Source organism: Rahnella sp. RcJ3 (genome assembly GCF_009498575.1).
Lineage (GTDB): Bacteria > Pseudomonadota > Gammaproteobacteria > Enterobacterales > Enterobacteriaceae > Rahnella > Rahnella aceris.
On record NZ_QSNX01000013.1, the window covers coordinates 115,592 to 139,815 of the forward strand.

The 24,224-nt window shown below is 53.8% G+C and carries 22 protein-coding genes and 1 pseudogene; 8 read left to right on the forward strand and 15 right to left on the reverse strand.

The window, feature by feature from the left end:
• Window positions 1–6 precede the first annotated feature (6 nt).
• The 4 genes from DXU84_RS17715 to DXU84_RS17730 all read right to left on the reverse strand — a co-directional run bounded on the left by DXU84_RS17715 (window position 7) and on the right by DXU84_RS17730 (window position 4,417).
• Window positions 7–156 carry a DUF2474 domain-containing protein gene (locus tag DXU84_RS17715; RefSeq protein ID WP_072012255.1) on the reverse strand — a complete coding sequence of 50 codons (150 nt, stop codon included), beginning with the start codon at window positions 154–156 and terminating at the stop codon, window positions 7–9.
• 58 nt (window positions 157–214) lie between these two features.
• Window positions 215–1,219: a cytochrome d ubiquinol oxidase subunit II gene (cydB, locus tag DXU84_RS17720; protein ID WP_153376378.1), complete on the reverse strand. Its 1,005-nt coding sequence runs from the start codon at window positions 1,217–1,219 to the stop codon at window positions 215–217.
• Window positions 1,212–2,645 carry a cytochrome ubiquinol oxidase subunit I gene (locus tag DXU84_RS17725; RefSeq protein WP_153376380.1) on the reverse strand — a complete coding sequence of 478 codons (1,434 nt, stop codon included), beginning with the start codon at window positions 2,643–2,645 and terminating at the stop codon, window positions 1,212–1,214. Before DXU84_RS17725 ends, cydB (DXU84_RS17720) begins: the two co-directional genes overlap by 8 nt.
• Before the next feature lie 533 nt (window positions 2,646–3,178).
• A complete protein-coding gene (locus DXU84_RS17730) occupies window positions 3,179–4,417 on the reverse strand; it encodes an MFS transporter (RefSeq protein WP_131637323.1) in 1,239 nt (412 codons plus the stop codon).
• Window positions 4,418–4,477: 60 nt separating this feature from the next.
• Here DXU84_RS17730 and DXU84_RS17735 point away from each other — a divergent pair, with 60 nt between their 5' ends.
• The gene (locus DXU84_RS17735; RefSeq protein ID WP_119262406.1) at window positions 4,478–5,464 is read left to right on the forward strand and encodes an AraC family transcriptional regulator; all 987 of its coding nucleotides are present in this window, start codon (window positions 4,478–4,480) and stop codon (window positions 5,462–5,464) included.
• Window positions 5,465–5,541: 77 nt separating this feature from the next.
• Here the strand turns inward: DXU84_RS17735 and DXU84_RS17740 are convergent, their stop codons facing one another.
• Both DXU84_RS17740 and DXU84_RS17745 read right to left on the reverse strand, forming a co-directional pair.
• The gene (locus DXU84_RS17740) at window positions 5,542–6,441 is read right to left on the reverse strand and encodes a proline iminopeptidase-family hydrolase (RefSeq protein ID WP_013577866.1); all 900 of its coding nucleotides are present in this window, start codon (window positions 6,439–6,441) and stop codon (window positions 5,542–5,544) included.
• 89 nt (window positions 6,442–6,530) lie between these two features.
• Entirely contained in the window at window positions 6,531–7,286 is a 756-nt protein-coding gene (locus DXU84_RS17745) for a LuxR family transcriptional regulator (protein WP_013577865.1), read from the reverse strand.
• 227 nt (window positions 7,287–7,513) lie between these two features.
• Between DXU84_RS17745 and DXU84_RS17750 the strand changes: the two genes are divergently transcribed.
• The 7 genes from DXU84_RS17750 to DXU84_RS17780 all read left to right on the forward strand — a co-directional run bounded on the left by DXU84_RS17750 (window position 7,514) and on the right by DXU84_RS17780 (window position 15,162).
• Window positions 7,514–8,452, forward strand: a complete 939-nt coding sequence (locus DXU84_RS17750; protein ID WP_131637317.1) for an ABC transporter permease — start codon at window positions 7,514–7,516, stop codon at window positions 8,450–8,452.
• Complete coding sequence (locus DXU84_RS17755; protein WP_153376382.1) at window positions 8,449–9,309, forward strand: ABC transporter permease; 861 nt, start codon at window positions 8,449–8,451, stop codon at window positions 9,307–9,309. The genes DXU84_RS17750 and DXU84_RS17755 overlap by 4 nt, the downstream gene beginning before the upstream one ends.
• Complete coding sequence (locus DXU84_RS17760) at window positions 9,306–10,283, forward strand: ABC transporter ATP-binding protein (protein ID WP_013577862.1); 978 nt, start codon at window positions 9,306–9,308, stop codon at window positions 10,281–10,283. Before DXU84_RS17755 ends, DXU84_RS17760 begins: the two co-directional genes overlap by 4 nt.
• Window positions 10,267–11,316, forward strand: a complete 1,050-nt coding sequence (locus tag DXU84_RS17765; protein WP_153376384.1) for an ABC transporter ATP-binding protein — start codon at window positions 10,267–10,269, stop codon at window positions 11,314–11,316. The genes DXU84_RS17760 and DXU84_RS17765 overlap by 17 nt, the downstream gene beginning before the upstream one ends.
• The gene (locus DXU84_RS17770; RefSeq protein WP_013577860.1) at window positions 11,297–12,811 is read left to right on the forward strand and encodes an ABC transporter substrate-binding protein; all 1,515 of its coding nucleotides are present in this window, start codon (window positions 11,297–11,299) and stop codon (window positions 12,809–12,811) included. The genes DXU84_RS17765 and DXU84_RS17770 overlap by 20 nt, the downstream gene beginning before the upstream one ends.
• Before the next feature lie 228 nt (window positions 12,812–13,039).
• Complete coding sequence (locus DXU84_RS17775; protein ID WP_153376386.1) at window positions 13,040–14,536, forward strand: MFS transporter; 1,497 nt, start codon at window positions 13,040–13,042, stop codon at window positions 14,534–14,536.
• A gap of 47 nt (window positions 14,537–14,583) precedes the next feature.
• Window positions 14,584–15,162, forward strand: a complete 579-nt coding sequence (locus DXU84_RS17780; protein WP_013577858.1) for a TetR/AcrR family transcriptional regulator — start codon at window positions 14,584–14,586, stop codon at window positions 15,160–15,162.
• A gap of 232 nt (window positions 15,163–15,394) precedes the next feature.
• Here the strand turns inward: DXU84_RS17780 and DXU84_RS17785 are convergent, their stop codons facing one another.
• The 9 genes and pseudogenes from DXU84_RS17785 to DXU84_RS17825 form a co-directional block, all read right to left on the reverse strand.
• Window positions 15,395–15,559, reverse strand: coding sequence for a DUF2474 domain-containing protein (locus DXU84_RS17785; RefSeq protein ID WP_153376388.1), 165 nt, complete (start codon window positions 15,557–15,559; stop codon window positions 15,395–15,397).
• A gap of 11 nt (window positions 15,560–15,570) precedes the next feature.
• Complete coding sequence (cydB, locus tag DXU84_RS17790) at window positions 15,571–16,578, reverse strand: cytochrome d ubiquinol oxidase subunit II (RefSeq protein ID WP_013577856.1); 1,008 nt, start codon at window positions 16,576–16,578, stop codon at window positions 15,571–15,573.
• Between the two features lie 2 nt (window positions 16,579–16,580).
• Complete coding sequence (locus DXU84_RS17795; RefSeq protein WP_014341619.1) at window positions 16,581–18,005, reverse strand: cytochrome ubiquinol oxidase subunit I; 1,425 nt, start codon at window positions 18,003–18,005, stop codon at window positions 16,581–16,583.
• 547 nt (window positions 18,006–18,552) lie between these two features.
• The gene (locus tag DXU84_RS17800) at window positions 18,553–19,023 is read right to left on the reverse strand and encodes a hypothetical protein (RefSeq protein ID WP_153376397.1); all 471 of its coding nucleotides are present in this window, start codon (window positions 19,021–19,023) and stop codon (window positions 18,553–18,555) included.
• Window positions 19,024–19,072: 49 nt separating this feature from the next.
• On the reverse strand, window positions 19,073–20,467 hold the full coding sequence (locus DXU84_RS17805; RefSeq protein ID WP_153376399.1) for a VasL domain-containing protein: 1,395 nt from the start codon (window positions 20,465–20,467) through the stop codon (window positions 19,073–19,075).
• 82 nt (window positions 20,468–20,549) lie between these two features.
• Entirely contained in the window at window positions 20,550–21,359 is an 810-nt protein-coding gene (locus DXU84_RS17810; protein WP_013577852.1) for a lysozyme inhibitor LprI family protein, read from the reverse strand.
• A gap of 161 nt (window positions 21,360–21,520) precedes the next feature.
• Window positions 21,521–21,952 carry a type VI secretion system baseplate subunit TssE gene (gene tssE, locus DXU84_RS17815; protein ID WP_013577850.1) on the reverse strand — a complete coding sequence of 144 codons (432 nt, stop codon included), beginning with the start codon at window positions 21,950–21,952 and terminating at the stop codon, window positions 21,521–21,523.
• A gap of 19 nt (window positions 21,953–21,971) precedes the next feature.
• Window positions 21,972–23,576 (reverse strand): type VI secretion system protein TssA, encoded by a 1,605-nt coding sequence (gene tssA / locus DXU84_RS17820; protein WP_153376401.1) that lies wholly within the window; start codon window positions 23,574–23,576, stop codon window positions 21,972–21,974.
• 362 nt (window positions 23,577–23,938) lie between these two features.
• A pseudogene (locus DXU84_RS17825) lies at window positions 23,939–24,224 on the reverse strand (type VI secretion system Vgr family protein); the annotation flags it as partial.

Genomic DNA, 24,224 nt, shown 5'->3' on the forward strand with positions numbered 1-24,224 from the left:
GTATTTTTAATGCGACTTCATTCCGGCTGCCGTCATCATCATTCTGAATAAGAATGCCACCACGGCCAGTGATAAAACACTCAATGAATAAATGACGATCAGCCAGACGACGCGTTTCCAGAAGGGCTTCTTACGATTAACGGTCATATCCTGCATCAGGAACCTCCGGTGATAACCGGGCGAAATGCGGTCATTTCGCCCGATACTGTTGCGATCAATGGTAGCCTTCGTTTTCCCTGATTTTCCCCCGGAAGACGTAATAGCTCCAGAAGGTATAAATCAGGATCACGGGGATGATGAACACCGCGCCAACCAGCATAAATGCCAGGCTTTTCTCTGACGATGCCGCATCCCAAATCGAGATGGCCGGCGGAATAATATTCGGCCAGATGCTGATCCCAAGCCCCGAAAATCCGAGGAAAATCAGCGCGAGAGTCAGCAGAAACGGCATATAGTGCGCGTGACTTTTTATCGCCCGCAAAATTCCCCAGGTACAGGCTAAGACCAGTACCGGCACCGGCAGAAAGGCGATCAGATTCGGCATGCTGAACCAGCGATGAGCAATATCGGCATGGGTCAGCGGCGTCCAGATGCTGATCACACCGGTGATCGCCAGCAGCGTTATCACCAGGGGTTTAGCCAGACGGCACATCTTCTGATGCAGGGCATTTTCCGTTTTCATGATTAACCATGTACAGCCCAGCAGCGCGTAGGCGACCACCAGCCCGATACCACAAAAAATAGGGAAGGGGGCCAGCCAGCTTAACGCTGAGCCGCTATACGTTCTGCCTGTCACCTCAAAGCCATTAAGCACTGCGCCGACGGCCACGCCCTGACTGAAGGTGGCCACGATGGAACCGGCAATGAACGATTTGTCCCAAAACGGACGGTGCTTTTCGGTCGCCTTGAAGCGAAATTCAAACGCCACGCCGCGAAAAATCAGACCGAAAAGCATCAGGGTTAACGGAATGGTGAGTGCATCGGTGATCACCGAATAAGCCAGCGGGAAAGCGCCGTATAAGGCCGCGCCGCCCAGTACCAGCCAGGTTTCATTACCGTCCCACACCGGTGCAACGGTGTTGACCATCATGTCGCGTTCGGTTTTGTCTTTATTGAACGGGAATAAAATACCGATACCCAGATCAAAGCCATCCATTACGATGTACATCAGGTTCGCAAATACGATAATTCCAAACCATATAATAGTGTAATCAATCATATTTTTTACTTCCCTCAGGATTGCTCAGCCCTTCCTGCGCCGCAGACAGCGGACGCGCCGGTGTGTTTGGCTTACCTGGTCCACCGTGAGAAACCTCATCACCTTCACCGGTCACCGGCCCTTTTTTGATAAGACGCATCATGTAAACGTAGCCAATACCAAAAACGGACGAGTACACCAGCAGGAAAGCTAACAGGCTGAGGCTCATGTGCATTTCACCGTGCGCGGAGACGGCATTGCGGGTGCGCTGAACGCCATAAACCACCCACGGCTGACGGCCAATTTCAGTAGTAAACCAGCCCGCAAGCAGGGCAATCAGACCGGAAGGTCCCATCAGCAGCGTGAACCAAAGGAACGGGCGGGACTGATAAAGCCGCTTTTTATAACGCAGCCACACACCCAGCACGCCTGCCGTGATCATCAGCAGACCGAGCGCGACCATGATGCGGAAAGACCAGAAAACTACCGGCGAATAGGGACGATCTTCTTTCGGAAAATCCTTCAGCGCGGGCACCTGTTTTTGCAGGCTATGTGTCAGGATCAGACTGCCCAGATAAGGGATCTCCAGCGCATATTTCGTGCGTTCCTGCTCCATATCCGGGATGCCAAAAAGAATTAACGGTGTGGCTTCCCCGGGCGGATTTTCCCAGTGCCCTTCAATGGCCGCAATTTTGGCGGGCTGATATTCCAGCGTATTCAGTCCGTGGGCGTCACCGACCATTGCCTGAATGGGGGCGACGATCAGCGCCATCCACAATGCCATGGAAAACATTTTCCGAACCGCTGGCGTATCATTGCCGCGAAGCAGGTGCCAGGCACCGGAAGCCCCCACAAAGAACGCACTGGCGAGGAAAGCCGCGATGGACATATGGAACAGACGATAAGGAAATGACGGGTTAAAAATGACCTTAAACCAGTCCGTCGGCACCACGACGCCATTGACAATTTCATAGCCCTGCGGAGTATGCATCCAGCTGTTCGATGCCAGGATCCAAAAGGTGGAGATAAGCGTGCCCAGCGCCACCATACAGGTCGCAAAGAAATGCAGGCCAGGCCCCACCCGGTTCCAGCCAAACAACATCACGCCCAGAAAACCGGCTTCGAGGAAAAATGCGGTCAGCACTTCATAGGTCAGTAAAGGGCCGGTAATGCTACCGGCAAATTGCGAGAATCCGCTCCAGTTGGTGCCGAACTGATAGGCCATCACCAGACCTGACACGACCCCCATGCCAAAGTTAACAGCAAAAATTTTGGACCAGAAATGATACAGATCCCGGTAACTGCGGTTGCCGGTTTTCAGCCACATCCCTTCAAGCACCGCAAGAAAACTGGCCAGCCCGATCGTAATGGCAGGAAATATGATGTGAAAAGACACGGTGAATGCGAATTGTATTCTTGCCAGGTGAAAAGCATCTAATCCAAACATTGCTGACATCCCCTGTGGAGAAAGTGGGACACGTTAATTAAAATTAACATACAGAGTACACTTGTGATTTATACGTGATTAAGATGAAAGGATTGTGCACTGATATTATTTTGCGGGGTAGATACAGTTTGGTGAAAATACACTATAACAGTTCAGGTTATTTTCATTTTTATCATTAAAATTCAATGTGTTAATTGTTGTTTTTTTCGTGAAGCGAAATTGATTTTATTTCCCGCCTGCGCATGATAGAAATTAAAAACATTGTCGCCAGCATGGTGTAGTTTATTGATTTTTAAGGATTTATATTTCATCTGTATTTTTTACTCCGCCGGGAGTAAATTTTATCCCTAAAACGTATATTCAATTTTAATAAAACTGTTATAGCTCAATCCGGTTCACGGAAATGAACCGGAAATAGTTTTAACATGATGATAAATTGAGTATTCGGATATAATGGTAACAATGTTTGTGTGGAATTAATTTTAGCTGTTTTTAGGAATTTACTGAATGTTCATCAGCCTATTTCCCTGACGCTATTCGTGCTGAAGGGACTGGGTTTCTGCGCCGTCACCGGACAGGCCAACCCTGACGCACAAGGCAATGATCAGCGCAGCACTTAACATCACAATACCTGCCGTGATAAATACCCCGGAGATCCCCCCCAGTCCGAACATGACGCCTCCCAGTGCCGCACCGGCCGCGATAGAAGATTGCACGGCAGCCACCACCATGCCTCCTGCGCTCTCAGCCTGATCGGGCACCGAGCGGGTTACCCAGTTTGACCAGGCGACGGGGACACCGCCGAATGCCAGCCCCCACAGCAAAACCAGCAGCGTGAGTCCGGTGATCTGAACGGGCAGTAATATCATCCCCAGCGCCGCGATACCGACTAAACAAGGCATCACAATCAGCGTCAGGCGAAGGCTGTAAGTCATTATCCATCCGGCCAGCAATGTACCCGCAAAATTTGCCACACCGAATCCGAGCAATAGCAGGGCCAGTCCGCCCGCATCTACATGACTCACGCTTTCCAGAGAAGGGCGAATATACGTAAACAGGGCATACTGGCCGGTATGTGCCAGCACGCAGCCGGACATCCCCGTGGCAATGCCGGGACGGCGCAGCAATGTTAAGACTGATGCTATATGTGTAACCTGACGGGGCGCCATGCGCGGTAATGTGAACCACTGAAAAGCAAGAGTGACTCCTCCCACCAGAGCCGCGGCAATGAACGCGCTGCGCCAGCCATAGAGTTCACCGAGAAAGCTTCCCAGCGGCACGGAAACGACGGTTCCCACCGCAATACCACTGAAGATAACCGACAGTGCCCGCGGCACGAGTTTCTCCGGAACCAGCCGCATCGCAACCGCTGCGGCCATACTCCAGAATCCGCCCAGCGCGACGCCAAGCAGGATCCGCATCACCAGCAACACGGCAAGGCTGGAGGAAAGGGCGACCAGCAGGTTTGAGGCGATCATCAGCACAGTAAAACTTAACAGAACGGTTCTGCGGTCAAGCTTACGGGTCAGGCCCGGTACCAGCAGTCCGGCAAACAGCGCGATAACCGCGGTGACCGTCACCGCCTGACCGGCTAATGCTTCTGTCACCTGCAGGTCTGAGGCCATGGGCGTTAACAGGCTGGCTGGCAGGTATTCTGCTGTTAACAAACCGAACACGCCCATGGTGAGGGAGAAGACTGCCATCCATGCTGGCGGAGCCTGTTGCACATCTTGTCGGGTCGCGGGCGCTGAGCCCTCTGTTTTATGATTCATTTCAAATGTTCCTGAAGATTAACGTAGCGCAGAGTCTAGGCAGGATGGTTGAGATGATCTATGATTCGAAATCCTTGTTTTTTGACTATTACTCCTGAAATGACCCAGCACGATCCCTTTGCCCTTTCTTCTGACCTGATCAGTGAACTCCTGACAGGAATGCGTCTGCGTGGTGTGCAATATCGCCGCATCCAGACCGGCTCTGAATTTGGCATGGCGTTCAAACCGAGGCCCGGACATGCTTATTTTCACTATCTTGCCGTCGGTTCCGCTGTTCTTAAAACCGGGGATGGCGCGCTCCATCCATTGTCTGCCGGTGATGTCGTTTTTATGCCGCATGGAATGGCACATCAGCTTCTTTCTGAACCCGGCCATACCGCTCAGGACATTGACGACTTCGCTGTCGCGCCATTAGGGGAAGCCGTGAGTGGTGTGGATACCTGCCCGAGCAGGGATACGATACCGGGCGCGATTCTTTTTTATGGCTGCATGGCGTTTGATCTGGGCGGAATGCAAAGTCTGGGTAAACTGATGCCGGAAACCATGGTGGCGGATGCCAAAGGCGAACGCTATCCCGGACTGTTGCCGGTGATGGATTCGATGAAACGTGAAATATGCTCCGGCCGCATCGGCTTTGCAGGCATTCTGGCCCGGCTTGCGGAAGTTGCCGCGGCAATGATTGTTCGCGGGTGGGTGGAATGTGGATGTGAAAATGCCTCAGGCATTGCCGCTGCATTGCGGGAACCCCGGCTGGCTAGGGCAATTCTGGCGCTGCACCGGCATCCGGGCAGGAACTGGACCGTCGCGGAGCTGGCGGCAGAGTCGCACATCTCGCGCTCGGTTTTCGCCGCGCGTTTTCAATCGATGATTGGTGTATCGCCGTTGCGTTACGTGACGGAACTGCGCATGCAACTCGCCACGCAGTGGCTCTCAGACAGCAAGATTTCTATCGAGAACGTGGCATTTCGTCTGGGTTATACCTCACAGGCTGCGTTTAGCCGGGCTTATAAGCGCATTACCGGGCAATCGCCCGGTGTCAGCCGTTAATGCTGTGAGTCATCGGGGCATAAAGAATATTCCCTCAGGCTGCTTCGGGATAAGCCAGAAGCAGCCTGTATACGTCATCAGCGGGAGCTGTTGATCTCCAGAAACTCCCCGACGCATTTCATACAGGCTTCCCGTTCCTCGACGTGTGGCATGTGGCTCGAATTCTCGAAAATCACCCATTCAGCGCCTTTGATTAAATCTGCGAACGGCTGCACCACGTCGGGAGCGGCTTCATCGTAGCGGCCGGAAATCAGCAATACCGGCACGTTAATGGCGGGCAGGCGGTCGATCACCGTCCAGTCTTTCATGCTGCCAATGACATGGAATTCAGTCGGGCCGTTCATGGCGAGGTACACCGTCGGATCCTCGTCCATCGCCGCAAAGGTACGTTTTACCTCCTCCGGCCACGGATCGAGACGGCAGACATGGCGGGCATAGAATACCTGCGACGCCGCTTTGTATTCTGCGCTGTTGAGGGTTCCGGCGGCTTCATGTGCCAGTAAGGTTTCCTGAACCTCCGGCGGCAGTTCGCTGCGCAGGCGGGCGGCGGCCTGCAACCAGAGTTCCATCGAGGCCGGTGAGTTGGCGATGACCAGCGCTTTCAGGCCAGGAGGTTGCATGACGGCGTGTTCGGCACCGAGCATGCCGCCCCAGGACTGGCCGAGCAGCGCGTAATCTTTTTCAATGCCCAGATGGCGCAGCAAATTATCCAGTTCCGCCAGAAAGAACGCGGGCTGCCAGAAGCCGGCGGGTTTGTCGGGAAGGTGGGTCGAGCGACCATTACCAATCTGATCGTAGTGGATCACCGCGCGGCCGGTTCCGGCGATATCGCGGAAGGCATCAACGTAATCATGGGTGCAGCCGGGGCCGCCGTGAGCAATAACCAGCGGAGTCTTGCCGTTGTGTAAATCGCCACAGATGCGGTACCAGGTCTGGTATTGCTGAAACGGCGCATAGCCTTCAGTGATGTTGTACATTTTGTTTCCCCTGTCGGTGAATAATAACCACAGGGTAAACATCGGGGCGGCGTTGAACAGCTAGTAAAAAAGATAGAAAACAGGGCAGATTAACTGTCGAGTAAACGGTAATGCATCGCGCGAACCACGGCCTGCACACGGTTACTGGCCCCCAGTTTGCGGGCGGCGGTATTGAGATGGAGCGTGACGGTGGCAATCGACCGGTTGAGTTTGCGGGCGATCTCTTTGGCGGTTAAGCCTTCTGCCGCCCACGTCAGACATTCGCGTTCGCGCTTGCTTAAGCGCACGTGGCGACAGGTGAGAATGCTGCTGTCGAACAGCGGAAACACGCACTCCTGAAAGGTCAGCGCCAGCAGGCTCAGTTCGGCCAATACATCATGAATATCCAGCTCATGTCCCGCACCGGTGTGAATGCCGGTGACCGTCACAAATCCACCATTTGGCAAATGCAACGGCACCGTCGCGCCGCTCGGCATGTTGTTATCGCACATGTAATGGGTGACCGGTTTGTTGAGGTCACTGAGGCGGTTTTGCAGCGAGGTATTGTCCGGGCGCTGATAAGACCAGACAAACGGTGCGCAGCTTTCGAGAGCGTAATGCTGCACCGGATCGACCTGATAATACCCGTTCTCCAGCCATAACCGCTGCATGTCGCCGGGCACATTACACATCCGCAACAGCGACGGTGTGATCAGCTCGCCCTCAAGCGAACGCGGTACCGGCGTGTAGTCGTAAATCAGGGCGTCAAACCCCAGGCGCGAGGTCTGAGCGAAAAGCTGATCAAACGCACCATCAACGGTCGTTTCCCGCAAAGACACTGCACTCTCTTGCACCGCGAGCTTCATGAATTTATCTCCGCATCACTGTTTGCCAGTCTGAATGGGCTGATCGGGCACCGGTTTTGCTCAATCTCACCTGGTAAGGAAAATTTATGCAATCGCGGTGCCACATCGCTGACGGTGCAAACCTAGTATTTTTGCTAACTACCGGCGCGGCCTGACTGCGGATAACGTAAAGCCACAGGGGAAAAGACTCTCGCTCTGCACCAGAAACTGTCATTAAGAGGATTGTCATGCACCGTTACCGATTTTTGCTCTGGCGACCGCTGCAACTGCTGCCGGTGTTGCTGGGGATAAGTATTCTGACTTTCGTGATGGTGCGCGCCATACCCGGCGATCCGGCGCGGATCCTGCTTGGGGTACGCAGCACACCGGAAGCCATCGCCCGAATCCGGGTGCAGTACGGACTGGATCTGCCGGTCTGGCAGCAATATCTCTATTTTCTGCGCAACCTGTTTCATGGCGAGATGGGCAAGTCACTGATTTACCGTGTGGATACGTTAACGCTGATCATGTCGCGTATTGAGCCAACCCTGTATCTGGTGCTCGGCAGCGTGCTGCTGGCGATGCTGTTTACGGTGCCGCTGGCGGCCGGCGCGGCACGACATCGCGGGCAACTGGCGGATCAGGTGATCCGTTTACTTTCTACTATCGGCCTCGGATTACCGGCGTTCTGGCTGGCGATCATGATGATTTTACTGTTCAGCCTGTCCCTCGGCTGGTTCCCGGTGTCGGGTTATGGCAGCGATGTCGGCGAGCGTATTCATCACCTGTTTCTGCCGTGCCTGACCGTTGCGCTGGCGCTGTCAGCGGTTCTGACCCGTAACCTGCGCGCCAGTCTGCTGATGGAATTACAGAATGATTACGTCACCGCCGCCCGTGCGCGGGGGCAAAACGAAAACCGTATTTTCTGGCGACATGTGATGCCCAATTCACTGGTGCCGACAGTCAATCTGCTGGCAGTAAATATCGGCTGGCTGATTGGCAGCACGGTGGTAATTGAGAGCGTATTTGCCATTCCCGGTATGGGGCAGTTGCTGGTGAAAGCCATTATCAGCCGTGATTACATGGTGGTGCAGGGTGTGGTGCTGGTGTTCGCCCTGGCGACAGTCCTCGTGAACCTGATTGCAGACTTACTGACTGTGGCGCTGGATCCGAGGGTGAAGCTATGAACATGACCGAAAAGATAGCGACACAACGCATGGGGCATTTTCACCTGCGCGGGTTGCCGCGCCAGCAGGCGTTACGGCTCGGCATGCTGATGCTGAGTGTCTGGGTTCTGATTGCGCTGCTCAGTCCGTGGATCGCGCCGTTCGATCCGATTGCGCAGGATGCATCTGTGACACTGTCACCCCCAACGTTCGCCCATCCGTTTGGCACCGATAACTTTGGCCGCGACATTCTTTCCCGCGTGATGTGGGGGGCACGGATTGATCTGCAAATCTGTCTGATTGGTGTGATTTTTCCGTTTACCTTCGGCACGCTGATCGGCGCGTTTGCCGGATATCTCGGCGGCGCAGTCGATACCTTTTTCATGCGGGTGATAGACGTGGTGCTGGCGTTTCCTTTTCTGGTGCTGATGCTGTCGATCATCGCCATTCTCGGGCCGGGACTGGGCAGTTTTTATATCGCGATGGCGATGGTGGGCTGGGTGTCGTATGCCCGTCTGGTGCGCTCGCAGGTGCTGACGCTTAAACACCGGGATTTCATTCTGGCCGCGCGCAGCCTGGGCTACAGCCATCCGCGTATTTTACTTTTGCATCTTCTGCCCAACGCGCTGACCAGTTCGCTGGTGTTCTCGATGTCCGACTGCGTGCTGGTGTTACTCAGTGGCGCGTCGGTGAGTTATCTCGGCCTGGGCGTCCAGCCGCCGGTAGCGGAATGGGGCGTGATGGTCGCCGAAGGCCAGAGCTTTATTACTACGGCGTGGTGGATAACCACCTTCCCTGGTTTGGCGATTGTGGTGCTGGCGATGAGTTTCAGCCTGCTGGCGGACGGACTGGGTGACAAACTGGGGGAACGGCCATGACGTTAATGCAGGTTTCCGGCTTAACCATTGAAGACCGGCAAGGTGTGGCGCTGGTGGACAGACTCTCGCTGACATTGAATGCGGGCGATATTCTCGGGCTGGTCGGCGAAAGTGGCTCCGGCAAAACCCTGAGCTGTCGCGCCATGATGCGCCTGCTGCCCGGTGAAGGGCTGCATATTCGCGCCGGGGAAATCCGCCTCAATGGCACCGATTTACTGACGCTGAACGATAAACGCATGACGGCCATTCGCGGGCGGGAGATCGGCATGATTTTCCAGAATCCGGCCAGCCATCTGAATCCGGTGATGACCATCGGTCAGCAGATTGCTGAAAGCCGCCGTCTGCATTTTGGGGCCAGCCGCCGTGAAGCGCAGAGTCAGGCGGTGGAACTGCTGCGTCAGGTCGGTATTCCGGATCCGCAGCGACGGGCAGATAACTATCCGCACGAGTTTTCCGGCGGCATGCGTCAGCGGGCAATGATCGCCGTGGCGCTGGCCTGCGAACCCAAAATGCTGATTGCTGATGAACCGACCACGGCGCTGGATGTCACGGTGCAGATGCAGATTTTACGTCTGCTCCGCGATCTGCGCGACCGGCTGGGTATCGCGATTATTCTGATCACTCACGACCTTGGCGTGGTGGCGCAAACCTGTGACCGCATTGCGGTGATGTACGGCGGGCGTTTATGTGAAACCGGTGAAAAACGGCCGGTCCTGGCCCAGGCGCAGCATCCTTATACGCGCGGCCTGATTGACTGTCAGCCGGTCAGTGAAGGCGGTAGCGGACGGCTGATCACGCTGCCCGGTCAGCCACCGGTCGCAGCACATTTTCCCAGTGGTTGCCGTTTTCATCCCCGCTGTGCGCAGGCGTCCGCGCTCTGCCGTGAAAATCAACCCGCGATGTCAGCGGGCGGCCACGCAACGGCCTGTCATCATCCGCTGAACCACGGGAGGCACAATGAGTCATTCGTCTGATCTCACGCCGCAGCCGTATCCGCTGCTGGAAGTGGAAGCACTCTCCGTGACATTTCCGGTCTCCGGCTTTGGCTTCAAAAAGCGTCACGTTCAGGCGGTAAACGGTGTGTCCCTGCATATTCACGCAGGCGAAACGCTGGGGCTGGTCGGTGAATCGGGCAGCGGAAAAAGTACCCTCGGGCGGGCGATGTTGCAGCTGGAAAATGCCAGCGCCGGACGGGTTCGTTTTAACGGGCAACTGATTACCGACGGCATGAAACCTGACATTGCCCGTCTGCGACAGCAAACCGCGATGATTTTTCAGGATCCGTTTTCCTCACTCAACCCGCGCCAGACGATTGGCGAAAGTATCGGCGAGGTGTTGCGGGTACACAACAAAGTGGCGAAAGCGGAGATCCCGGCGCGGGTAAGCACGTTGCTGACGCTGGTTGGCCTCAGCCCGGAACATGCCACGCGCCGTCCGCAGGCGCTGAGCGGTGGACAATGTCAGCGCGCCGGCATTGCCCGGGCGCTGGCTATCGAGCCACGCCTGATTGTCGCTGATGAATGTGTTGCGGCGCTGGATGTGTCGATTCAGGCGCAGATCATCAATCTGCTGATGGATCTGCGCGAAAGCATGGGGCTGGCGATCTTATTTATTGCCCATGATCTGGCGATTGTGCGCCGCCTGTGTGACCGCGTGGCGGTGATGTATCTCGGACGTATTGTCGAAAGCGGGCCGACGCAAACGGTGTTTAATGCGCCGCGCCATCCGTATACCGCCGCGCTGGTAGCGGCAATCCCTGAAATCGACCCCGACCGGCCGCTGCCGGAGCATCCGTTACAGGGAGAACCACCCAGCCCGGTTTCGTTGCCTGCGGGCTGCGCTTTCCATCCACGCTGTGCCTTTGCGCTGCCTGAGTGCAGGCACGGTGCGGCACCTGAAACCCGGCATATTGCCGACCATGCCTTCGCCTGTGTTCTTGATAACCACAAAAGCGACGGGATCAATCCGATGACTGAAGGAATGTTACATGAAGCAAAAGCATTTTAACGTTGTGGCCGCCGGGGTGCTGCTGGCGTTGAGTCTGGTCAGCGAAATGGCGCAGGCTGCGGGGGTACTGACCATCGGCCGTCGTGAAGACAGCACCACATTTGACCCGATCAAGTCGGCGCAAAACGCCGATAACTGGGTGTTCTCCAACGTGTTCGATCCGCTGGTGCGCGTTGACAATACCGGCACCAAACTGCTGCCGGGCCTGGCTGAAAGCTGGACGATTTCGCCGGACGGTAAAACCTATACGCTGAAAATGCGCGACGCGAAATTCTCTGACGGCACACCGGTGACCGCCTCTGATGCTGTGTTCAGCCTGACGCGTATCCGTGATGACGCCGGATCGCTGTGGAAGGATTCATACAGCATTATCGATACGTTGAAAGCCCCCGATGCCCATACGCTGGTGATCACCCTGAAAACGCCGTCGGCAGCATTCCTTTCTCAACTGGCACTTCCGAATGCCTCGGTGATTTCGCAGCAGGCGCTGACCAAACAGGGCGCGGATGATTTTGCCGAACACCCGGTGGGTTCCGGCGCGTTCAGCGTGAAAGAGTGGACGCGCGGTGAGAAAGTCGAACTGGTGAAGAACCCGTACTACTGGGACGCCGCAAAAGTGAAACTCGATGGCGTCGAGTGGCTGACGCTGCCGGACGACAATACCCGCATGCTGAAAGTGCAGGCCGGAGAAATTGACGCGGCACTGTCGATTCCGTTCTCGCGCATTTCATCGCTGCAAAAAGACCCGAAACTCGCCGTCGAACTGGATACGTCAACCCGTGAAGATCACCTGCTGATCAACCATTCTCACGGTGACCTGGGCAAAGTGGAAGTGCGTCAGGCGCTGGACTTCGCCATCGATAAAAAAGCCATTATTGATACCGTGACGTTTGGTTACGGCAAAATCGCCAACTCCTACATCCCTGATGGCGCGCTGTATCATTACGCTGACAACCTGCAACGCCCGTACGACCCGGAAAAAGCCAAACAACTGCTGGCCGCCGCCGGAGTGAAAAATCTGACCCTGAAATATCTGGTGAATGCCGGTGATGAAGTGGATGAACAGATTGCGGTATTGCTGCAACAGCAACTGGCAAAAGCCGGGATCACTGCCAACTTGCAGAAAGTGGATCCGAGCCAGAGCTGGGACATGTTAGTGGCGGGGGACTATGACATTTCGGTGATGTACTGGACGAACGACATTCTCGACCCTGATCAGAAAACCACCTTTACGCTGGGCCATGACTCGAACATGAATTACATGACGCGTTATCACAATGACAAAGTGAAAGCGCTGGTGGCCGCCGCGCGGGTGGAGATGGATCCGAAGAAGCGTGAACAGATGTACATCGATTTGCAGAAAATGGCGAAAGCCGATGTGAACTGGATTGATCTGTATTACAGCCCGTACCGCAACGTGACCCGTAAAAATATCAAAGATTTCCACCAGAATCCGTTAGGGCGCTTCACACTCGAGGAGACGGTGAAAGAATAAGAAATCCTGCACCAGGGAGATAATAAGAAAGTTGAGACAAAAGTCTGTTTTGCCCTTTTTAGCCCGCTTCCGAGCGGGCTTTTTTATTGCCTGTAAATCTGACGTTTTCCCCCGTTACATCTTCAACGCTTCATCAACTGCCAGGCAGATGCTGCTTGATTTTGAGCGGTTGCTCAAGTACCTTGCTGGCCTTGAGCGTTTGCTCAAAATCTATCTGAGGCACTTTTTATGTTCGTCAATAACCGCTGGCTGATACTTGCGATTGTCACCAGTACACTCTTTTTGATCATCATTGATATGACCGTGTTGTACACCGCGTTACCGCGTCTGACGCAGGCGCTGGGCGCCACGGCATCGGAAAAATTATGGATAGTAAATGCCTATCCGCTGGTGGTCGCCGGTCTGTTACCGGGCGCGGGAATGCTCAGTGACCGCATCGGACACAAAAATCTTTTTATGAGCGGGCTGCCGGTATTTGCGTTCGCTTCCCTGTGCGCGGCGTTTTCTGCCAGCGCTGAAATGCTGATCGCCTCCCGCGTTTTCCTGGCGATTGGCGCGGCGATGATGATGCCTGCGACGCTGGCGATTGTGCGCCACGTATTTACCAACGAACGTGAACGTGCGCTGGCGATCGGCATCTGGTCGGCGGTGGCTTCCGGCGCTGCGGCGCTCGGGCCGGTCATTGGCGGTGTGCTGCTGGAATATTTCTGGTGGGGCTCGGTGTTCCTGATCAACGTGCCGATTGTGCTGGCCGTTTTCCCGTTTGCACAGGCGCTGATCCCGCGCGGTGAAGGTAATAAACAACGTCCGTGTGATTTTGCCGGTTCTGCGCTGGTGATGGCGGGGCTGGTGGGCGTGATTTACGCGCTGAAAGAGCTGAGCCAGATTAATTCGTCGTGGCTGGTGATCATGGGTTCTGCGGCCGCAGGCGTCCTGTTCCTCGGTTTATTCGTCAGAAGACAAAAACGCGCAGTACAGCCGATGATCGACTTTTCACTGTTCCGCAACCGTGCGTTTGCCTGTGGCGTGGGCGTGGCGATCACGTCAATGATTGCGCTGATCGGTATCGAACTGGTGCTGAGCCAGCGGTTGCAGCTGGTGCTTGGACTGACGCCGTTTATGGCGGCGATGTTTATCCTGCCGATCCCGGTGGCGTCTGCGCTGGCCTCGCCGCTGGCGGGTATGCTGATCCCGCGTGTCGGTGTGCGCAAAATGATGCTCGGCGGCTTCGCGATATCTGCACTCGGCATCGTCATTCACGCTCTGGTCTACGACGGCAGCGCGGTGATACAGCTGATCAGTCTGTTTATTCTAGGTTTTGGCCTTGGCGGCGCAGTGACCGCAGCCTCGACGTCGATCATGCTCAACGCCCCGGAAGACAAGGCCGGAATGGTGGCCGCGATAGAAGATGTGTCGTGGGAAATGGGCGGCGTGCTCGGCGTGACCTTGCTGGGCGGCCTGATGACGGCGGTTTACAGCCGCAGCCTGACACTTCCGCAAGGACTGGTCAGTGGTGAAACGGCGTATGACAGTCTTGATGAAGCCTTGGCGCTCGCCGGGCATCTCAGTCCTGAGCATGCTTCGTTACTGACCAGTCTGGCGCGAACAGCGTTTGATCAGGCGTTTCTGGCGGTGCTGATTTCTGCGGCTGTGCTGGTGATTACCAGCGTCGTGGTGCTGAAAATCGTGCTGCGTAAGTCCGTGGGCACACGCCAGGCTTCCTGATAAAATGCCGGTCTGAGCAACTGCTCAATGCCAGTACAGGATAAATTATGAAAGAAAACCGGGAAGCGTTAAGGGCTAAAATTCTTGACGGAGCCATCAGTCTCTTTATCGAAAAGGGGATTGAAAAAGTCACGACGCGCGAGCTGACGGAGTACGTCGGGATTTCCCGCAGCCACATTTATCATTATTTTCCTGACTGGCAGACGCTGTGCGTTGAAGCGCTGTCGGTGGTGATGATGGCGGAGCTGAAAGAGTTTTCCGCTGAAATTTCACCGCTTGAGCCCAAAGCAAAATTACACACGCTGGTGTGCAATTATCTGCCCGATACGCAGGGCGATATCTGGCAGTTGTATGGTTCGCTGTGGCAACTGGCGGCGCATAATGAGGCTTACGCCGAACTGGCGCGGCTGATGGTGCATAAGTGGCTGGCGCTGCTGGCCGACATTATCCGCGCCGGGATCGACAGCGGCGTGTTCCGCCCGACCGATGCCGGACGCGTTACCCGCCAGTTGTCTGCCATCATGAATGGCTATTCCGATCAACTGATCGTCATGCCTTCCGCCGCCGCACGTCAGGAAGCGATGGACGATATTCTCGATTTTATCGGGCGAGTGCTGGAGAAATAAAAAAGGGAGAGGGTATAGCAGAGTTGTCTGCTAAACCCCCTCCCAGCCTCCCCCTTCGCAGGGGGAGGAGCAAGGCAAACCGACCCTTAATCTCCCGATGCTGAGGAAGACAGCGCCCGGCTCCCTCCCCTGCGAAGGGGAGGGTTGGGGTGGGGTATTACAGCAATTTTAGGGAGTTGAAGCTTGCTTCGACATTGCGTGCACCAGCAAAATTCCTCCCAATCGTTTTCATTTAATGACTTCTCATTCCTGCCGCAAACATCAGCAGATGAAACACCGATGCCACAACAAATAACGCCAGCACGCTGCCGCCCCAGATGACGGCCATCCAGCCGACACGCTTTAAGAACGGGGTTTTAGTGATGTTGCTGTCATCCATTTTTCTGATGAGATTCATAACGCGATTCCTCAGTGATAACCCTGATCCGGTGTGACTTTCCCGCGGAACACGTAGTAGCTCCAGAAGGTGTACACCAGAATGATCGGGATGATGAACAGGGCGCCGACCAGAATAAAGCCCTGGCTTTGCGGCGGTGAAGCCGCTTCCCAGATAGAAATGGACGGCGGAATGATGTTCGGCCAGATGCTGATCCCCAGACCGGTATAGCCGAGGAACACCAGCGCCAGCGTCAGCAGGAACGGCGCGTGATGCGCATTTTTGCTGATGGCGCGATACATCCATGCGGAGACCAGCACCACCAGCACCGGTACCGGCAGGAACCAGTAAAGATTAGGGCGCGAGAACCAGCGGGTGGCGATATCGCTGTGGGTCAGTGGCGTCCACAGGCTGACTGCAAGCGTCACCAGCAGGAATACCAGCAACAGGGGTTTAGCGATTTTGTGCATCGCTTCCTGCAATTCGCCTTCGGTTTTCATAATCAGCCAGGTGCAGCCGAGCAGGGCATAAGCCACCACCAGCGCAAAACCACAGAACAGCGTGAACGGCGTCAGCCAGTCCAGTGCGCCACCGGCATAAGTCCGGTTCACCACCGGAATTCCGTTGATCACCGCGCCCAGCACCACGCCCTGACAGAAGGTGGCGATCACCGAACCCCAGATGAAAGATTTGTCCCACACGTGACGTTTGGCCGGACTGGCTTTGAAACGAAATTCAAAGGCTACGCCACGGAAAATCAGACCGAACAGCATCAGGGTCAGCGGGATAGTCAGTGCATCCAGAATCACCGAGTACGCCAGCGGGAATGCGCCATACAGTGCCGCACCGCCGAGCACCAGCCAGGTTTCGTTGCCGTCCCAGACCGGCGCAACGGTGTTCATCATCACATCACGGTCGTGTTCTTTTTTCACCAGCGGGAATAGCAGGCCGATACCCAGGTCGAATCCGTCCATCACCACATACATCATCACGCCGAAGATGATGATCAAAAACCAGATCAGCGGTAAGTCGATACCCATTATCAAGCTCCCTTATTTTCGTCAGTCAGTGATTCTGAAATCGCAGACAGCGGACGCGCAGGCGTGCGGTGCTGGCCCGGACCACCGTGATCAACACTTTCACCTTCGTGCGCCTGCGGACCCTTGCGGATCAGACGCATCATGTAGCCGTAACCGACACCAAACACCGAACAGTAAATGACGATGAACAGGATCAGGCTGACGCTCATTTGCAGCACATTGTGGTTGGATACCGCGTCTTTGGTGCGCAGCAGTCCATAAACCACCCACGGCTGACGCCCCATTTCCGTGGTGATCCAACCCGCCAGCAACGCCAGCAGACCGGAAGGCCCCATCAGGAAAGCAAAGCGCAGGAATGCTTTAGAGGTATACATTTTGCCGCCACGGCGCAGGATCAGGCTCAGTACCCCCAGCAAAATCATCAGCATGCCGAGACCGGCCATGATGCGGAAGGTATAGAAGATGACGGAAGAGTTCGGGCGGTCTTCTTTCGGGAAGGATTTCAGCGCCGGGATCTGATGGGTCAGGCTGTGCGTCAGGATCAGGCTGCCCAGATACGGGATTTCAATCGCGTAACGGGTTTCTTCACGGTTCATATCGGGATAGCCGATCAGCACCAGCGGGGAAGGTTTGTTGTCTTTATTTTCCCAGTGGCCTTCGATGGCCGCGATTTTAGCGGGCTGATATTTCAGGGTATTCAGGCCGTGCGCATCGCCCAGGAATGCCTGAATTGGCGAGACGATCAGCGCCATCCACATTGCCATCGACAACATGGTGCGAATGGCTGGCGTATCGCGACCGCGCAGCAAATGCCATGCCGCAGCAGAGCCCACGAAGAAGGCAGACGCCAGAAACGCGGCGGTGGTCATGTGCATTAAGCGGAACGGGAAGGACGGGTTGAAGATAACCTTCATCCAGCTGACCGGCACCACCAGGTTGTTAACAATCTCGTAGCCCTGCGGGGTTTGCATCCAGCTGTTGGAAGCGAGGATCCAGAACGTCGACATCAGTGTGCCGAGCGCCACCATGCAGGTAGAGAAGAAGTGCAGGCCCGGTCCGACGCGGTTCCAGCCGAACAGCATCACGCCGAGGAAGCCAGCTTCAAGGAAAAATGCAGTTAGCACTTCGTACGTCAGCAGCGGACCGGTAATGCTGCCCGCGAATGACGAGAACATACTCCAGTTGGTGCCGAACTGGTAAGCCATCACCAGACCGGAGACCACGCCCATACCGAAGTTAACGGCAAAGATTTTCGACCAGAAATGATACAGGTCGCGATATGCCTCTTTCTTTGTTTTCAGCCACATGCCTTCCAGAACAGCCAGAAAACTGGCAAGCCCGATAGTAATAGCGGGAAAAATGATGTGAAAAGAGACGGTGAAGGCAAACTGGATCCGGGCCAGTTCTAGCGCATCAAGACCAAACATAACAACCTCTTTTGTGTGTCAGGTTACCCTTCCAAACAGCAATACCGGTACGGGAACCGGCGATGTATGACATTCGCAGGTGAAGTCATGAATGAAAGGGTGGGACTGCCGGGGTTTTGCGAGAAACCGATTTAAGCACATCGCGCGAAGGGATTAACAGGGACCGTTCCGTGGGGAAATTAGTCGCTGAAACACTTTCAGTACGGGTAAAAAGCAGGGGCGGGAAAACTAAATTCGGAGAAAAGCGGGGGAAGGGAATTAACCACAAAAAGTGAGAGGTCATGTTGTTGCATTGATCTGGATCAAAAAGTTGTGATGTTTTTCAAATGTAATTTCCCTGCATTCGGTAATGGCTTGTTGTGTGCAAAATTGGTAACAAGAAAGTTAAATTTGCAGGAGTGACAGCGCATTCTTATTTTTAATGCAATGTAAATTTATGTCATCGGTTTTGGTGAAAAATGGAGCCGGAAGGTAATTTTTGTAGCATTTTTTTACATTTTAACGGAAGTCTGCCCGGGTGACTGAGGAAAAAAGACGCCCGAAGGCGTCAGGGTAATAAGCCTCCTATCAGCTCAAAAAAGGCATCTTCACTAAACGCCCGCTCTGGCCCGGTGAAGGGATTTGCAGGGCGCCATGTCCAGTCCCTGTTTTCGCCAGCACGCATAAACAACCGGCACAGGACAGTCACGCGACCCTGAATGCAAAGACTGGCTTCCACACAGCCTGTGACGCCCTGGCCATATAAATAGACCGGCGTGAATTTCACCTGCCTGTCTTCATAAAACAGCCGTATACCCGGAACGCTGAATGATTTCCCGCCCATCAGACATTCAACCAGTGAGATAGTGGTGCCTTCGATCCGTATACCGGTGCCTTCCAGCCATTCTTCCATGTTTTCCTGCAGCAGGCTGATCCGCTGCCGGAACTCGGCGATATCCGCCTGACCTTTATTTTCAAAAGAGCCAGTGCGAGGCTGGCTGTCTTGTAATTTTTTTAGAAACCGTTCTTTTGCTGACATACTTCCTCTGTAATTTAAGATGGCTGACGTCCGCCGCCACAAACATCAGTTAGTGATCTGCCTGACCATTTTTTTCGGTTGTCGCCGGTAAGTTCTGGATGAGCAACACATACCTGTTCAGCAACTGCGTGAACTGGTTATCCAGTTGCATAATCCGCTGCGGGGATATGCCTTTTTGCTGTTGTTTATCCTGCGCCAGCTTGCGCAGCGATTCTTCGACTGGCGGCGAACTGTTCAGCACCTGCTGGATGGCAAACACGGAGGATTTTAGCTGCGACACGGTCATATATTTACCGCGTTGTTCATCCAGCCCGTTGAGTTTGTCCGCCAGTTGCTGTAACTGCGTATTCGCCTGTTGCCAGCCATCGAGGTTTTCCAGCGGTATCGCACTGGCGTTAAGCTGTTGTGTCCAGTTTTTTGCCAGTTGTTGAGATGCGGGGTTATCCGGCCAGAGGATTTGCGCCTGTTTTACCAGTTGTGCTCCGGTGTCCTGTGCCCAGCGCGGTGGCAATGCTGCCAGCTGGCGTGTTTGCTGTTGGGTGGCGGCCAGAAATGCCGGTGCCTCGCGGTGGAGCATCTCAGCCTGTTGGTTCTTAAGTGTTTCCAGCGCCTGTGCGTTCAGCGATTTTGGTAATACCGGCAGCGTCGCCATCAGTTGCTCTGCCGTTTGCGGATGATAAAAAGCATCTATCCCGGCTTTAAAACCGGTACCGGCCAATGCCGTCACCACGATACCTGCGATAAACCCTTTCCACTGCACCGGACGTTTCACTGGCGAAGGCGGTGCAATCACCTGCGGTTCGGCAGGTCCGCTCTGCGCAACATACACCCATTGTTCACCGGGTTGCGCGGTCCACTCTTTTTCCGCTTTTTCTGCCGCTGCCGCCGGTAAAACGATTGCTGCATCGCTGGTCGCGTGCATATTCTCCAGCCTGACGGCAGTACCATGCATGAAACTAGTCAGTGCTTCCAGCTGGCTGACGTGTTTCAGTTCAAGGCGTTGCAACACATTGCAAAGCGAAGCGATCAGTTTTTCTGCCTGATAAATCTGCGATAAATCATGATATTCCAGTGACATACCGCGCAATATTTGCTGAAGACGCTGACTCAGACCCGAAAGAATTTCCATCCGCGCGTGCACCGGCTGCGGCCACAGTCCCGGCCACTGACGTGAAATTAATGCCTCGAGGATCGCCAGCCCTTCATTTAATCCCGGCATGCCCGCTAGCCGCGCTCTGGCCTGTGTGTACCAGGAGGCCGTTTGCAGCTCGATACCGTTTTGCTGGAACAGGTTCAGACACAGGTGTTCCACCTTTTTCCAGTCCACATCGGGACGCGCCGGATGGGTTAATTTGCTCAGTTCTTCGCGTAAAACCGCGTAATCAGCCAGCGCACGCGGGTCATCCCCGGTGCGCAACTGGCGGTTTTTGTCTTGGGTTATCATCTTGTCTTACCTGAGAAAGCTTTATTTGGCGGTAAAGTTTGTGCACCCGATTTTTTGGGTGCACATTGACTAGCATTGTAAATTAATAATTATCGCCACCTAAAAATGCGATGCGTTCATTTGTCATTTTTGTCTGACAATCATAAATATTAATCCTGTTTTGAATTGGCGTAATTTCCATATCCGCATCCGATAATTTTCCGCATTTAAGCGCTTTTTCATTCACCCACGCTTGTTGTGATTTCTTCATGGAAGTTTTAATCGAGTCCGGGAGGCTTTTCCAGATATCATTCAGGTTTCGGTCGCTTCTTGCATAGTTATTTTTTGAGTTGGATAATTTTACAGTGAAATTAGAAGTGATGATATGATCTTTATTCACTGCGAGTGTGGACATTTTATATATAGAGTTCTGAATGTAATTAACTCTGCTTACAGATATATCCTTTTTGTTATCAGCCAGACTGAGGCTGTAGGGATAATTACTCCATACAACTTTACCGTTATTCATTTTCCCATTATCTGAAATGATACTGGACAGATACTCCGGGTTGTTTTTTAACACTTCAAGGGTTTCTGGTGGAAGTTGTGCCGCTATTGTTGCACTACAGTTCAGCGTTCCGTCGGTTGTTGATGTTGTTGAGACATTAGAAATCGTCATGGGTATTGAATCTATTTTACTCTGAAATTCCTGGATGTCTTTTTTATAGAATGCTCCGGAGTTGATAATATAATCGTTCTGCAGTTTCGCTCCTGCTTCACTTTTGATGTAATCCTGAACAGCTTTGACAGCATCATCTCTGCCACATTTGAAGTCTTCGCCTCCAAATAGCCCCGCTTGCGCGCTTAAAGAAAATAATGAGGCGGTGGTCAGTAAAAAAATACCTTTAAACATATATAAAAACCCTTTATTAATTTAAATGACCAGACATTGCGCCTGGTTAGCTTTTCCATGCATATGATCTGTTTTATTTAGAGGCTATTTCATGATTGTGGGTTACTCCTCCCTGTTGACATTAAATTTTAAAAAACAGGAATTAAAATATTTTAAATTTGTCACACGTAATTCTGTTGTTTCATATGACGCATCAGCACGCGGCCTTCCGGCATAAACTCTGTTCCGAAGCGCACAAGTCCGAGGTCTTTCAGTTCGGCGTCGAGGGCGTACTCAAGATGCCCCGGCCTGGACTGCGGCAGCAATATCACATTGATTTTTCTCAGGCGGGGTTCGTATTTGAGTAACGTGCCGGAAAGCGTGGTCAGCAGCGAGTGCGCCGTGCCGGGCATCCCTTGCAGGATTTTGCTCATGTCCGGCAAGCCATAATCGGGCAGGTGCGTAAGCGTGCCCGCGCGACAGTTAAGAATGCGCTGCATGTTATCAAGCACAGAGAGGATCACCTGATTCTCTTCGCTGACGTTGTGCAGGTCGAGGCCGCCGGCAAAGTTGCCAGTGAGGATTTCATAAAGAGAGGGGGATTTTGAGTTCATTCGCGGTTAAAGTCCTTTCTTAAGCACAAAGCACTGCCGCGCGCGCAGGATCAATTGAAACCAATCCGGCGAGTAGCGTGTCCATTTCGAGGATGAGTTTTGCTTTATCAGTATCGCCGCGCTGGAATTGCATTCTCAGCAGTTTGAGTCGTCGTGCTTTTACTTCAAACAGCAGGGCCGGCTCCCATTGCTTCAGCGTGAGGCTATTTCCTGTGCTGTCCAGTTCTCCAAGTAAGTGGAGTGCCATTTCATTTTTTCCATATTGTTCAGCAACACGAGCCATGAGCAGCCGTATTAGCCAACGTTGGCGAGGTGTAGTGATCCCCGGGCGAATCTGCAACCAATTGAGTGCAGCTTCAATACCTTCACCGTCTGCCTGCGCCAGAGCTTCGGTTTCAAGCTGAAGGACATCTTCATCGCCACTTGCAGAGACTGCATTGGGTTCAGATTGCCATCGCCCGTCATTGTCCTGAATATCACGAGTGATCCAGCCAGCGGTCACTTCGTCTGCAAAGGGGGTACCGTCACTGTAGGCGAGCGTTTCGAGTCCCGGTAAACGAAGCAACAATAACCGCAGATCCTGCTCGATAAATTCTGCCCAACTATCATAAGGCGCCCCCGACTTGCTGAGTGCCTGGTGCAAGTACCATTGAATATCCAGCCAGAAATGGTTCACGCCTTCAGTAAACATCCTATCTGCATTTTCCAGTAATTCGCTCCAGCTTTGTTGCAGATACAGGCGTTTGAGTTGGGCACGGTAGTCAGTACGGGGTGGTACCAGGCGAGTACAACCTTTAGCGTCCAGCGGAGGTAGTTGGTCGACGGTGTCCCAGCGTATTGTAGTCATCAAGCGGTGTCCTGATAGCCAGCCTTGCGGCTGGTCTCGCAGGTACTGAGCTAACGCCTTAGCCTGATCGAGTAACTCACGACCAGACTGTATTACCTTTAATGTCGGCATGTCCGGCGAGATGGAGCGCGAATCAGACGTTGCCTGACCGCCGCTATTTTGCGGAACAACGGCATCGAAGCCACCAGACTGAGCCAGTCGGGATTCAAGGGCATCATAAAGACCGCCCAACTGTGGTCGGTTTGCGTCTTCCCATGATGTAATAACGTCTTCAAACAGGGTGAGTGCAGCCAAAATGCGTTCAAACTTTGGCTTATCGACTTCGGGATACAGCGAAAGGCTGTCGAGGACTTTACTTCCTGCCAGCCACTCCATGGCAGCCCGCCTGCTATTTTTTCGTGATGGCAACAACTGGTCGCCATAGCGTGAGACCAGTCCGCTCAACAGCTCCAACCCTTCGGCCAGACCCGATTCGCCGTCGCGATGCAATCGTGCCCAGAGGTAATAAGTGGCCACCCTTACGTCTTTGCATACAGTGGTCAGTAATTTCTCCGCCAGCTGGCATACCAGTTCAGTATCCGCGCCTGAAAGCTTATTAACTTCTTCACGCATACGTTGAAAATCATCGTCATAACCGGGATCTTCACCAGTTGCGTTATCGCTGCTAACCGGGTTTAGCCATTTTTCCCACAGCGCCGTTTGCACTTTGGCCTTTTGCATCAATATATCTGGGTTTTCCTGTGGGCATAGCGCTAACAGGGTGTGTAATGTGGCCATGAGACATTCCTTTTCGTTATGGCATTTTTAATGTGGCGGGGCTGGGAAATACAAATTTCTGGATTAAAAATTGAAACCTTTTCAAACTCTACTTCGGAGTTGAAAACTCCTATTTCAACAATGGCTATTGTTTTTTAGGATGAGCAATAGTCCATACCTGTGGTTTCTTTTCAACGTAGAAAGTAAATCGATGAAAGCTTTTAGTTGGTTAAAGTCTCTTTCTCCGGCCAGTTGTATAATTCTTCCGGTAATCCTTTTGGGAAAAAACCTTCCGGCGGCACATCGATAAATTCGCCTTCAACCCGACGGATAAGGGTCCAGCCGGTTTTTGCCCACTGAGATTCTCTCCAGCTATATCTTGGTTTACCGCCGCGCAGGACGCCGTGTTCGTCGGTGCGCAGCTCGAAACCTTCGCCGCGCGGCGCGTTTTGCGCATCGACGATATGCCCGCTATTCAGCTGGGTTTTGCCGTATTCGGTGGCGAGTTTGATGTGCTCCTCACCGCGCCGGTCCTCCATCCGCAGCTTGTTATTTGACGGAGTACGCAGGACGTTGCGGGTGTGGTTAAGTCCGGTCACGTGGTCGGGATGTTCGGAGTCGTGCAGCGCGGCGGCGATATACGGCCGGTCGGGGTCGCCGCCGTCAAAG